The organism is Lysinibacillus sp. FSL R5-0849, from assembly GCF_038595075.1.
GTDB classification, from domain to species: Bacteria; Bacillota; Bacilli; order Bacillales_A; family Planococcaceae; genus Lysinibacillus; species Lysinibacillus fusiformis.
Window position 1 is genome coordinate 908,564 of the sequence record NZ_CP152004.1, and the last position, 13,258, is coordinate 921,821.

Below are 13,258 nucleotides of genomic sequence, written 5' to 3' on the forward strand. Positions count from 1 at the left end.
TGTCTCCCGATGGAGGCACCTCTTTTGGGTTCATTCAATATTAAAATTCTTTATCCATTTGTGGTGAAGTTCTATAAAAACGGAAATTCCCTGTTTCTAATCGTGCAACCGTGTTTTCTTTAATACGATCATGGCAATTTTCACACATATAAGTATGGATTGGACGATTACGTAATTTTTTAGCTAAAGGTAAATTATCGTCTATACTTTGAATCGTATCGCAAATTACGCATTTAACGCGCATTGCATTCCCCCCTATTCAGCGCGAATGGCTATTACGTTTTTAATAGGATTATCAATATTTGAACCATCTCTCATTAATACATGAATGGGACCGTCCTCTAAGAGTGGCTTGCCATCTTGGCTATATTTTAAAATAAGTGTAGATGCTTCTTCAATAGAAAAAGGATACTCCTGACCAGTTTCACATTCAAAGATAATTTTTGTTGCTTCAGGTTTAATTTCAGCATTTTTCAAAAAATGACCTAATTCGATACCAAATGTCCCTGTTTCCATTCCTTTACGGTCAAACTTACGCTCTGATTTTAATGTAGGCGGGAATGTAGCTCCCTCCATAATCTCACGAGACCAGTGAGCACCAACCTCACGCATATATTTGATGTCTGAATCTTCCTTAACATCTTGTGTCGTGAAATACGTTTTTAAATCTAATTTACGATCATCGAAAATCCAAACAGTGGGATCTAATGTTAATTGATATGTTACAGCGCCCTTGATAGGAATTATTGTTTCCATGATAGAAATCCTCCTCAAATCTTGTATATCCATGACATAGTATAACGCTAATGCCTAAAAATAATAAAGAAATAAAATTTGAATTCGGTATTTTCCAATGAAGACACTTGCAATTTTAACGACTAGAAGATAAACTTTATTAAGATAGAATCGAAGAAATATCAGATAATGGGGGCGTCCTCATGGATACGAAATCACAAACTTCTTTTCAAGAAAAGGCTTTGGAGCTTTTAGTTGCTGATGCAGATAAGATTGCTCGCCTTATTCGAGTACAAATGGATCATTTAACAATGCCACAATGCCCTTTATATGAGGAAGTATTAGATACACAAATGTTCGGCCTGTCTCGTGAAATTGACTTTGCTGTGAAGCTAGGTCTGATTGAACGTGAAAAAGGCAAGGAAATTCTCGATTCACTCGAGAAAGAGCTTTCTGTACTACACGATGCGTATACAGACAAATAAAAAGAAAAACTCAAACGCTTTTTTGCGCTTTGAGTTTTTTTACTAGAACGAGGTTTTTCAGATGAAACAATACTTAAAACGATATGCACAAAATTTTGATTACCCTTTATTTTTTACTGTCCTATTATTGAGCTTATTTGGATTAATCATGATTTATAGTTCAAGTATGATGGTCGCTATTGCACGAGAAGGAGAAGCACCTGATTATTTTTATCGAAAGCAAATCACCAATTTAATAGTGGCCTTTTTAGGTTTTATTGTGGCAGCATTTTTCCCTTATAAGCATTATGCGAATAAGAATATTATGATGTTGCTAACCATCGTATTAGCTGTTCTATTTACTTGGCTAAAGATAGCAGGGCATGGTGCAGAAGATGTAGGGTCACAAAGTTGGATACATGTGCCTGGTTTAGGGAACTTTCAGCCATCTGAATATGCAAAGCTATTTATAATTTTATATTTTGCGGCTGCATTTTATCGAAAATCACAAAAATATACATTTGAAAAACTTCAACCGACAGAAATTTTTTATCCCATTTTTCTATGGATCCTAGTAGTTGCTGGTGTTGCATTCGAAACAGATTTAGGGGCAGTAATCATTTTATGTGGAATTGCCGTATCTGTCGTTGCTTCCAGTGGCATTCCTTTTAAGACGTTTTGGAAATTTTTTGGTGTGTTGGCAGCATTCGGTGCAGCAATTCTTGGTATACTTTTGTTATTCAAGGGAGAACTATTAACGGAGAACCGAAAAGGGCGGATTTTATCTTATTTAAATCCGTTCGAGTATGAAAATGGTAGTGGTCACCAAGTGGCCAACAGTTATTATGCAATTGGCGGAGGCGGCTTAGAAGGTAGAGGGCTTGGTCAATCCATTCAAAAATTAGGATATTTACCTGAACCACAAACAGACTTTATTATGGCTATAATTATGGAAGAATTAGGCATTTGGGGAGTTATCATTGTCCTGACTGGTTTAGGGTTTATTGTATATAAAGGCTTTTCTATTGCATTGCGAACAAAGGATCCAATGGCACGCATGATTGCGGCTGGTATTGCGAGCTGGATAGGCTGGCAATCGTTTATCAATCTTGGGGGTGTAACCGGGTTAATCCCGTTAACCGGTGTAACGTTACCTTTTATAAGCTATGGCGGTACATCTATAATCATTCTATCTTTAGCGATGGGAATATTAATCAATGTTTCTATGTTTGAAAAGGTAGAGAGGAAAAAAACAGAATCATAAAGGGGGATACCTATGGAATCAATCAACAAAATCCTTGTAGCCAATCGAGGAGAAATTGCAATTCGTATTTTCCGTGCTTGTACGGAGCTGAATATCCAAACTGTTGCTATCTATTCAAGAGAAGATAGTGGAGCTTTTCATCGCTTTAAAGCCGATGAAGCTTATTTAGTGGGAGCGGGCAAGAAACCAATTGATGCTTACTTAGATATTGAAGGTATTATTGCCATCGCAAAAGATGCAGATGTTGATGCGATTCACCCAGGGTATGGTTTTTTATCTGAAAACGTTGAATTTGCACGTCGCTGTGAAGAAGAGGGTATTATCTTTATTGGACCAACTTCTCAGCATTTAGATATGTTTGGAGATAAGGTTAAAGCACGTTCGCAGGCGATTGCGGCTGACATTCCTGTTATTCCTGGTACAGATGGCCCTGTAGCCAATTTAGCAGAGGTAGAGGCGTTTGCTAGCACTGTTGGCTATCCAGTTATGATTAAGGCAGCGCTTGGCGGTGGTGGTCGCGGTATGCGTCTTGTACATGCAGCTGAGGAGCTTGCATCAGCCTATGAACGTGCAAAATCAGAAGCAAAAGCTGCTTTCGGCTCTGATGAGGTGTATGTAGAAAAGGCCATTATTAAACCTAAGCATATTGAAGTGCAAATTATTGGTGACCAGCAGGGCAATATTGTGCATTTATATGAACGTGATTGTTCAATCCAACGTCGTCACCAAAAGGTAGTTGAGATTGCTCCTTCTCATTCGATTTCCGAAGAGTTAAGAAATCGTATTTGTACTGCTGCTGTGAAAATAATGAAGAATGTCTCGTACATAAATGCAGGGACAGTGGAATTTTTAGTCGCAGGGAACGATTTTTATTTCATCGAGGTAAACCCTCGCATTCAAGTAGAACATACGATTACAGAAATGATTACAGGTGTAGATATTGTCCATACCCAAATTAAGGTAGCAGCAGGTTATGCTCTGTTTAGCGAAGAAATTCATATGCCAAAGCAAGAAAATATGCCAATGATTGGCTATGCGATTCAGGCACGTGTAACAACAGAGGATCCTGCTAACGACTTTATGCCGGATACAGGAAAGTTAATGGTTTATCGCTCTAGTGGTGGCTTTGGAGTCCGTTTAGATGCCGGCAATGGTTTCCAAGGCGCAGTTGTCACACCATACTACGATTCCTTACTCGTAAAAATCTCTACATCTGGCATGAACTTTAAAGAAGCTGCTGCGAAAATGGACCGAAATTTAAAAGAATTCCGTATTCGCGGCGTCAAAACGAATATTCCGTTTTTAAATAATGTTGTGACACATGAGAAATTTTTATCTGGTGCTTTTGATACAAGCTTTATTGACACTACACCAGAGCTGTTCCATTTCCCAGTACGTCAGGACCGTGGGACAAAGCTGTTAAGCTATATCGGTAATGTGACGTTAAACGGATTCCCTGGTGTGGAAAAGCAATCAAAGCCAATTTTTGTTCAACCAAATATTCCTAAAATAGACCGTTTAATTGTGCCACCAGCTGGTACGAAACAAATTTTAGATACCGAGGGTGCAGACGGCTTAGTGCAATGGATTTTAGCCCAAGATGATGTGCTATTAACAGATACTACTTTCCGTGATGCTCACCAATCACTTCTTGCTACTCGAGTACGCTCGCATGATATGTATCAAATTGCAGATGCAACAGCTCGTATGATGCATCAATTATTCTCTTTGGAAATGTGGGGCGGTGCTACGTTTGATGTGGCGTATCGCTTCTTAAAGGAGGACCCATGGGAGCGTTTAGCAAAGCTACGTGAGCAAGTGCCAAACGTGTTATTCCAAATGCTGTTGCGTGGTGCTAATGCTGTAGGTTACACGAACTATCCTGATAATTTAATCCGTGAATTTATCGCAGAATCAGCTGCATCAGGTATTGATGTATTCCGTATTTTCGATAGCCTGAACTGGATTAAGGGAATGGAAGTAGCTATAGATGCAGCCCGTCAATCAGGAAAAATTGCGGAAGCGGCAATCTGTTATACAGGCGACATTTTGGATGATACTCGTGCGAAATATTCTGTGCAATATTATAAAGACATGGCCAAAGAACTGGAGTCATCTGGTGCCCATATTCTAGCTATTAAAGATATGGCTGGTTTATTGAAGCCTGAAGCAGCGTATCGTTTAATTTCCGAGTTAAAAGAGACGACAAGTCTCCCAATCCATTTGCATACCCATGACACTAGTGGTAATGGTATTTACTTATATGCTAAAGCCATTGAGGCAGGTGTTGATATCATTGATACAGCATTAGGGTCCATGGCGGGTCTCACATCTCAACCAAGTGCAAATTCACTTTACTATGCCATGAAGGGTAGTAAGCGTGAGCTACGTGCAGACATCGATGCATTGGAAAGATTATCTTATTATTGGGAAGATGTGCGTAAATACTATAAGGATTTCGAAAGTGGCATGATCAGCCCGCATTCTGAAATTTATGTACATGAAATGCCTGGTGGACAATATAGTAACCTACAACAACAAGCAAAAGCTGTTGGTCTTGGCGATCGCTGGGAAGAAGTCAAACGTATGTATTCCCGTGTGAACCTATTATTTGGGGACATTGTTAAAGTAACACCTTCTTCAAAGGTAGTAGGGGATATGGCACTCTTTATGGTACAAAATGATTTAGATGAAAACACTGTATTAATAAGGGGCAAAACGATTGATTTCCCAGACTCTGTTATTGAATTATTCCAAGGCTATCTAGGACAGCCACACGGTGGGTTCCCTGAGGCATTGCAACAAGTAGTGCTAAAAGACCGTAAAGCTATTACGGTTCGACCTGGTGAGTTATTAGAGCCTATTCAATTTGAACAATTGGAGGCAGTGCTAGAGGAAAAATTAAATCGACCGGTGTCGAAAAAGGATGTATTGGCATATGCCCTTTATCCAAAAGTTTTTGAAGAGTATGCGAAAACGGCAGAATCCTTTGGCAATATTTCAGTTCTTGATACGCCAACATTCCTTTATGGCTTAAAGCTTGGCGAAATCATTGAAGTTGAAATAGAAAAAGGAAAAACGCTCATTATTAAACTGGTCTCTATCGGCGAACCACAACACAATGGAACGCGTGTCCTGTACTTTGAGCTAAATGGTCAATCCCGTGAATTGGTCATTCAAGATATGACAGTAGAGGTAGATGGCAATTTATCATTAAAGGCAGATTCAAGTAATCCAAATCAAATTGGTGCTACAATGCCTGGTACTGTATTGAAGGTCGTTGTGTCCAAAGGAAGCCCTGTCAAACGTGGTGATCACCTATTGATCACAGAGGCAATGAAAATGGAAACGACTGTTCAAGCACCAAAGGATGGTATTATAAAAGAGGTTTATGCTAGTGCAGGAGATGCTATTTCAACTGGTGATTTGCTGATTGAAATTGAATAACTGGTAGTGAAAACAGGGTATGTAGATGCATTTTTAACATCTACATACCTTTTTTATTGTGGAAATGAGAAAAATTGCATAAAATTTGATTAAGTGATCAAAAAAATATTTGAATAATCAAATGGAGAGTTTATGGAAGCTAATAAAAGTACCTTTATTCAGGAAGCAAGGAAACAGCAAATTATTGATGCGACTATAAGGACTTTAAGTGAAATTGGCTATGTAAAGTCGAGTTTAGCCCAAATTGCAAAACGTGCTTCCATCAGCACAGCTTTAATTTCGTATCATTTCGCAGATCGACAAGATTTAATTGAACAAAGTCTGCAAGCACTGATTGAGCAATCGGCTACATATATTTTGACGAAAACATATGCTGCGGATGAACCAGCTTCGCAATTAGCTAATTTTATTGAGGCGAGTATTGCTTATCAAGCAACACACCCAGAAGAGAATATAGCGCTACTAGAAATTGTTTTTAATGCTCGTACTGCAGATGACATTCCTTTTTATAAATTGCCAGATGATGGAGAGGATCCTTTGTTAAAAGCCTTGTGCAACATATTAACGAAGGGAAAGGAACAAGGGAGATTTACTATCACTTCGGTCCATGTAATGGCAAAGGTTATTCAAAGAGCAATTGGGGAGTATATGTTAATTGGGGGACCACTTTCTATAGAAGTAGAACAATATAGTGCAGAGGTCATCAACATCATCTGGTCAGCCATGAAAGTAGAGGAAACTAACAATGCTTAAAGCTTTATTTAATTGGATGTTTGTCATTGGTTTGATCCTATTAGGCGGCCGTCTTGTAACGGCAATTTGTCGATATTTTGACATTCCATTTACAACATTCTTTAAAGACTACGCCCTAGTATCTATGATTATTTTAATAGTAGGAATTATAGGAACTGAATCTATGAAGAAACAACGATAAGCATAAAAAAGATTCGTTACAATATGGTAACGAATCTTTTTTATTTAACTATTTCACTTTTTCATTGTAGTTACTACGAGCAACGAGCATGATCATGTAACATAATAGACCGAACAATAGAGAAATTAATAATGAATGCATTAAAGCGACTGTTAAGTTCAGCTTCGTTAGGACTACTAACATACCAGCGATCACTTGTAAACATACTATAGTAAAAGCAATAATCCAACCATAGTAAACCACACGTTGGTTTTTATATTCTTTCACAGCGTGCCAAGTTATGTATGCAATCCAAATGAAAATAATAAGAACAGCTAAACGATGTCCCATTTGCACCCATTCGTACATGTTATTTGGGGATGCTAACGGTGTTTCGTTATAGCAAAATGGCCAGTCTGGACAAATTAAGCTCGAATCTGTATGTCGAACTAACGCGCCAGTATAAACGACCAAATAAGAATAAATTGTGACAGCAATTGTATGCCAACGTAACTTTTTACCAATAAATACTTTATCGGCATCAAATTTCCGATCAACTTCAAATACAATCATAGAGAGAAGCAGAACCGCGGCAAAGGAAATAAGAGAAATACCAAAATGAAGTGCTAAGATGAAGTCACCTTGCCCCCATAGTACTTGAGCAGCTCCAATAAGAGCCTGCGCAATTAAGAAAAACATTGCTAAGAAACCTAAAAGCTTTACTTCACGAACATGTCCGAGCTTACGCCATGTCCAAACTGTTAACACAAGAATTGAAATAGATACGACTCCAGTAACAAGACGATGTGAGAATTCAATAAGGACTTCCGGTGTAATCTCCTTTGGAATAAGAGATCCATTACAATCAGGCCAGTTTCGACCACAGCCTAAGCCACTATCTGTTTTAGTAACGAGAGCTCCACCGAGTAATATAAGGAGCATCCCTAGCGTAGCGGCAACAGCAAACCACTTCAAATATCTGTTGTGTTGCATAAAATGAGTCACCTACTTTATCTATCAACATTACAAGAAAGTAATGTTTCTGCTACTAGATAATATCGAAAATACGTTTAAAAAACAACTTGTAAAGGGAAGGGAGTACTAGATGTCGATTCCATTTCACAAATTGTTCATAATTTCGTGCTTTAACCTTCACAATTCATTTTAGAAAATGTTTTACTATAGATATGTTGATTTTAATTATATTTCTAGACAAAACTAATTTTTACAACTTCATCTAAATTTCACTTAATGTCTAGAAATCAATCGCAAATTTCGCTATAGTTATTGTTAGCGGAATATGCTTACAAAAATGAAAGGAGAGGTAGTATGTCAAACGGTCGTACACTGGCGGCTACTAGAAATACTGGTCCAGAAACAACATCAGTTGTAAAAGATTTCTTAGCACTAATAAAAATTGGCATTGTAAACTCGAATCTTGTCACAACGTTTACAGGGATGTGGCTGGCTTTTCAATTTACTAGTAGACACTTCTTGCAAGAGCTGGATGTCATCTTATTCACCATGCTGGGTGCGGCATTAATCATTGGTGGCTCAGGTGCAATGAATAACTTTATTGATCAGGATATAGATCCGATCATGAAAAGAACGAAGGCAAGACCGACAGTGACTGGCAGATTCAAGCCGAATTTTGTATTGACCATTGCCCTCTCATTTTTAATTGTAGGTGAAATTTTGTTATTTGCGGCATCGTTTGCAGCCGGCATGTGGGGACTAGCAGGAATATTTGCTTATGTCGTTCTGTATTCAATGTGGTCAAAGAGAAAGCATGTTAGTAACACGGTTGTAGGAAGCATTTCAGGGGCTATTCCTCCTATTATTGGATTTGCAGCAGTCGAGCCTGCTTTAGGTCCAGGAGCACTTGCCTTATTCCTAATTATGTTTGCATGGCAACCACCACATTTCTACGCGCTTGCTATGAAACGTACAGAGGAATACCGTGCAGCTAAAATACCAATGCTACCTGTTGTAAAGGGATTTAAACGTACAAAGTACTCAATGTTATTCTGGATTCTTTTATTATTACCGTTACCTTTCCTTTTACCGGAGCTTGGAATTGGCTTTTTAACTCTTGCTACTACATTGAACCTGGGTTGGTTAATACTAGCTCTGAAAGGCTTTACAGCAAAAGATGATATGAAATGGGCAAATAGAATGTTTATTTATTCATTGAATCATATGACCATACTATTTGTATCCATCATAATATTTGCGGTGTTTAGCTAAATTTAGGAATTCTTTCTTTTTCTAAAGAATTCATATAGACAGAACTAATGTCCTATGTACACATGAAAATACAACAAAGAAAGAGGGGTTTAATTAAGCTATGATGAAAGGGCTTAAAAAATGGCGTCTTTTTTCACTTCTAGCAGTGATGATGGTTTTCCTTTCAGGTTGTGGTGAAGATTATCTTTCTACACTAAAACCATCTGGAGAAGTAGGTAAACAACAATTAAATTTATTACTGTTAACTACTGTAATTATGACGCTAGTAGTGGTAATAGTATCCGTTATTTATTTAATTGCATTCCTGAAATACCGTCGTTCACGCGTTGGTGAAAACGTTATCCCTAAGCAAGTAGAGGGTAGTCATACGTTAGAAGTGATTTGGACAGTTATACCAATTATTTTATTATTAATTATTGCTGTACCAGTTGTTACAACTACTTATAAATTTGCAGATGTTGCTGCAATGGATGATGTAGATGAAGAGGGGAATAAAACTGCCCTAACAATCAATGTAACAGCTAAATTGTACTGGTGGGAGTTCGAATATCCTAACCAAGGTATTATAACGGCTCAAGAGCTAGTAGTACCAACAGGTGAAAAGGTTTACTTTAATTTAAAAGCTGCCGATGTTAAGCACTCATTCTGGATTCCTGCTGTAGGCGGTAAAATGGATACAAACGTAGAAAACTTAAACAAATTCTACTTAGTATTTGATAAAGAATCGAAAGATCTAAAAGATGGCGTATTTTATGGTAAATGTGCTGAGTTATGTGGACCTTCACATGCTTTAATGGACTTTAAAGTAAAAGCTTTAAGCCCAGATGCATTTGACGCTTGGGTTGATGCGATGAAAGCAACAGAAGGACAAACTGCGGACAAAGCTTCAACAGATCTTGGCGAAGCAACTTTTGCTAACAGCTGCTTGGGCTGTCATGCTATCTCTGGTTCAGGAGCAGGCGGTACACCAGGTCCAAACTTAACTACGTTTGGTGACCGTAACCGTGTTGCTGGTTTCCTAGAACACAATGAAGAAAACTTACAAGCTTGGATTAAAAACCCTGAGGAATTTAAACCAGGTAACTTAATGATGAATGCTGAAGGTACTGCACCTATATACGGCGATTTATCTGACGAAGAAATTGAAGCTCTTGCAACTTATATCATGGGCTTATCAGTTGAAAAATAATTTCCGTTCTATGTAACAAATTTTTGAGGGAGGTAAAAGTTGTGAGCTCATACACACAGAAAAAGGGCTTTGGAGCAACTGTCTGGGATTACATTACTACTGTTGACCATAAAAAGTTAGCAGTCATGTATTTATTAGCCGGTACATTGTTCTTCGCTATCGCTGGTTTTGAAGCGTTATTAATGCGTATTCAGTTAATGAAACCAAATAACGATTTCGTGTCAGCTGGTTTTTTCAATGAATTATTAACAATGCACGGAACAACAATGTTATTCCTAGCTGCTACTCCATTACTATTCGCATTTATGAACATGCTTGTACCATTACAAATTGGTGCACGTGACGTTGCATTCCCGTTCCTTAACTCATTAGGGTTCTGGTTATTCTTCCTAGGTGCAGTATTCCTTCACCTGTCATTCTTTATGGGTGGCGCTCCTGATGCGGGCTGGACTTCTTATGCATCATTATCTTTATATTCTCCAGGACATGGTATTGACTTCTATGTTCTTGGTTTACAAATTTCAGGGGCAGGTACTTTAATTTCGGGTCTTAACTTCATCGTTACGATTATCACGATGCGTGCTCCTGGTATGACATTCATGCGTATGCCATTATTCACATGGACAGCTCTTGTATCAAGTGCATTAATTTTATTCGCATTCCCTCCATTAACAATTGGTTTATTAATGATGTTATTTGACCGTATGTTCGGTGGTAACTTCTTTGACCATACAATGGGTGGTAACACAGTTATTTGGGAACACTTATTCTGGATCTTCGGACACCCAGAAGTTTATATCTTAGTATTACCTGCGTTCGGATTATTCTCTGAGATTATCCCTGCGTTCTCTCGTAAACGTTTATTCGGATACTCTTCAATGGTATTCGCAACAATTTTAATCGGTTTCTTAGGGTTCATGGTTTGGGCCCACCACATGTTTACAGTTGGTCTTGGGCCAACAGCAAACGCTATCTTCGCTGTAGCAACAATGGCAATTGCCGTTCCAACAGGTATGAAGGTATTTAACTGGATCCTAACAATTTGGGGCGGATCAATTAAAGTTACAACGCCAATGCTTTATGCACTTGGTTTCATCCCGTCATTCGTTGCGGGTGGTGTTACAGGGGTTATGCAAGCATCTGCACCTCTTGACTACCAATTACATGATTCTTACTTTATCGTAGCTCACTTCCACTATGTAATCGTTGGTGGTATCGTTACTGCATTATTTGGTTCAGCACATTTCTACTGGCCAATTTTCTTCAACCGTATGTTAAACGAAACGCTTGGTAAAATTACTTTCTGGGTATTCTTTATCGGATTCCATTTAACGTTCTTCGTTCAACACTTCCTTGGTTTAATGGGTATGCCACGTCGTGTATTCACTTACATGGAAGGTCAAGGTTGGGATCAATTCAACTATATCTCTACAATCGGTGCATTAATGATGGGTGTAGGGGTTATCTTAATGGTAATCAACTGCTTAATGTCTATCAAAGGCAAACCAGCAGGTCGCGATCCATGGGGCGATGGACGTACATTAGAATGGTCAATTCCACAACCAATTCCATTCTACAACTTCCGTCAAACACCTCTTGTTCGTGGTTTAGATCCATGGTGGATTGAGAAACAAGAAGGCAACAAAGAAGTTACATTTGCTGAGCCACTAGGCGATATTCATATGCCAAATAACTCAGCGATACCATTCGTTATTTCATTAGGTATGTTTATTGCAGCATTCGGTGCGCTTTATAATCCTGATGCTGATAAACCTTGGTCAATCTATATTTTAATTGCTGGTCTTGCAATTACATTTGGTGCAATGATTGTCCGTTCTGTTAAAGATGATCACGGCTTCCATTTACACAAAGAAGAAATTATTGAAATTGAAGAACAACTTTATGGCAAAGGGGGAAATAAATAATGGATTTCAATACTAAATTTACTCCTCATACTTGGCCAGATCATCCTGAACAAGCAACGCTGGAAGGTAAAAACAAAGTCGTTGGTTTCTGGATTTTCCTTGCCTGTGAAGTTGTACTTTTCGCAAGTTTATTCGCTACTTACTTAGCGCTTAAGAACAAAGGGCCAGCTGGCATGGAGTTCACAACTCAAGGGTTATTTGAATTACCATTAGCATTTGCTATGACGATGTTACTTTTAACATCTTCACTAACATCTGTTTATGCAATTTACCATATGCGTAACTTTAACTTTAAAGGGATGCAAACATGGTTAGCCATTACTTTAGCTTTAGGTCTTGGTTTCTTAGCTCTTGAAATTTATGAGTTCCAACACTATGTGCATCTTGGTTTTACATTTAACCAATCTGCATTTGCAACTGCATTCTATTCTTTAGTTGGTACACATGGTTTCCACGTAACTTTAGGACTTGTATGGATCGCAACTTTAATGATTCGTAATGCTAAACGTGGTTTAAACTTGTACAATGCACCTAAATTCTTCGTAGCTGCTTTATATTGGCACTTTATCGACGTTGTTTGGGTATTCATCTTTACAGTAGTTTACTTGATGGGAGTGATCGGATAATGTCTTCACACGATACACCTATAGTTGCTAAATCACAGGCACAATATGAGTATGATCGTCATCATAATGCCGTTCATATGCGTAAACAAGTACTCAACTTTGCAATTATGATTTTCTTTACTTTTATCGCATTCGCAGTAGTTGCAGCTGATTTTTCTAAATACTTAATTATGCCATTCGTTTTATTATTAGCGGGTGTTCAAGTTGTACTTCAACTGTATTCTTTCATGCACTTAGAAGACAAAAAAACACACTACGGTGGAGTTATTGGATTCTTCATGTGGATGGGAATCTTAATTGCATTTACATTCTTCTTAGCATTCTTAACAATTATTTGGTGGTAATCACCAAAAAAAGCACGTTCGTCACTTTGTACGAACGTGCTTTTTGTATTTTAATTTTTAGTGAGGGTTGCAAAAAGAAGCAAACACTGGCAAACTTAACATTT

The 13,258-nt window shown here is 38.1% G+C and carries 13 protein-coding genes; 10 read left to right on the forward strand and 3 right to left on the reverse strand.

From position 1 onward, the window contains the following. Positions 1-40: 40 nt before the first annotated feature. Together MKY80_RS04190 and MKY80_RS04195 are read right to left on the reverse strand one after the other, a co-directional pair. On the reverse strand, positions 41-244 hold the full coding sequence (locus MKY80_RS04190) for a YlaI family protein (protein ID WP_008173973.1): 204 nt from the start codon (positions 242-244) through the stop codon (positions 41-43). A gap of 11 nt (positions 245-255) precedes the next feature. Continuing rightward, positions 256-756: a hypothetical protein gene (locus MKY80_RS04195; RefSeq protein WP_008173970.1), complete on the reverse strand. Its 501-nt coding sequence runs from the start codon at positions 754-756 to the stop codon at positions 256-258. A 182-nt stretch (positions 757-938) separates the two neighbouring features. Here MKY80_RS04195 and MKY80_RS04200 point away from each other — a divergent pair, with 182 nt between their 5' ends. The 5 genes from MKY80_RS04200 (at position 939) to MKY80_RS04220 (ending at position 6,844) form a co-directional block, all read left to right on the forward strand. Beyond that, positions 939-1,220, forward strand: a complete 282-nt coding sequence (locus MKY80_RS04200) for a YlaN family protein (RefSeq protein ID WP_004224778.1) — start codon at positions 939-941, stop codon at positions 1,218-1,220. Positions 1,221-1,281: 61 nt separating this feature from the next. Next, complete coding sequence (locus tag MKY80_RS04205; protein ID WP_008173966.1) at positions 1,282-2,463, forward strand: FtsW/RodA/SpoVE family cell cycle protein; 1,182 nt, start codon at positions 1,282-1,284, stop codon at positions 2,461-2,463. Between the two features lie 12 nt (positions 2,464-2,475). Further along, positions 2,476-5,910, forward strand: coding sequence for a pyruvate carboxylase (gene pyc / locus MKY80_RS04210; RefSeq protein WP_089985262.1), 3,435 nt, complete (start codon positions 2,476-2,478; stop codon positions 5,908-5,910). Positions 5,911-6,042: 132 nt separating this feature from the next. Next, a complete protein-coding gene (locus MKY80_RS04215) occupies positions 6,043-6,663 on the forward strand; it encodes a TetR/AcrR family transcriptional regulator (protein WP_342532160.1) in 621 nt (206 codons plus the stop codon). Continuing rightward, on the forward strand, positions 6,656-6,844 hold the full coding sequence (locus MKY80_RS04220; RefSeq protein ID WP_008173961.1) for a hypothetical protein: 189 nt from the start codon (positions 6,656-6,658) through the stop codon (positions 6,842-6,844). Before MKY80_RS04215 ends, MKY80_RS04220 begins: the two co-directional genes overlap by 8 nt. 48 nt (positions 6,845-6,892) lie before the next feature. Here the strand turns inward: MKY80_RS04220 and MKY80_RS04225 are convergent, their stop codons facing one another. After that, entirely contained in the window at positions 6,893-7,816 is a 924-nt protein-coding gene (locus MKY80_RS04225; protein ID WP_043989675.1) for a heme A synthase, read from the reverse strand. A 336-nt stretch (positions 7,817-8,152) separates the two neighbouring features. Here MKY80_RS04225 and cyoE point away from each other — a divergent pair, with 336 nt between their 5' ends. The 5 genes from cyoE (at position 8,153) to MKY80_RS04250 (ending at position 13,154) form a co-directional block, all read left to right on the forward strand. Continuing rightward, the gene (cyoE, locus tag MKY80_RS04230) at positions 8,153-9,070 is read left to right on the forward strand and encodes a heme o synthase (protein WP_008173957.1); all 918 of its coding nucleotides are present in this window, start codon (positions 8,153-8,155) and stop codon (positions 9,068-9,070) included. A 100-nt stretch (positions 9,071-9,170) separates the two neighbouring features. Then, positions 9,171-10,259 (forward strand): cytochrome c oxidase subunit II, encoded by a 1,089-nt coding sequence (coxB, locus tag MKY80_RS04235; RefSeq protein ID WP_008173955.1) that lies wholly within the window; start codon positions 9,171-9,173, stop codon positions 10,257-10,259. Between the two features lie 41 nt (positions 10,260-10,300). After that, entirely contained in the window at positions 10,301-12,184 is a 1,884-nt protein-coding gene (ctaD, locus tag MKY80_RS04240) for a cytochrome c oxidase subunit I (RefSeq protein ID WP_008173953.1), read from the forward strand. Then, positions 12,184-12,810: a cytochrome c oxidase subunit 3 gene (locus MKY80_RS04245; RefSeq protein WP_008173951.1), complete on the forward strand. Its 627-nt coding sequence runs from the start codon at positions 12,184-12,186 to the stop codon at positions 12,808-12,810. The genes ctaD and MKY80_RS04245 overlap by 1 nt, the downstream gene beginning before the upstream one ends. Continuing rightward, positions 12,810-13,154, forward strand: coding sequence for a cytochrome C oxidase subunit IV family protein (locus MKY80_RS04250; protein WP_008173949.1), 345 nt, complete (start codon positions 12,810-12,812; stop codon positions 13,152-13,154). The genes MKY80_RS04245 and MKY80_RS04250 overlap by 1 nt, the downstream gene beginning before the upstream one ends. The last annotated feature ends 104 nt before the right edge of the window (positions 13,155-13,258 follow it).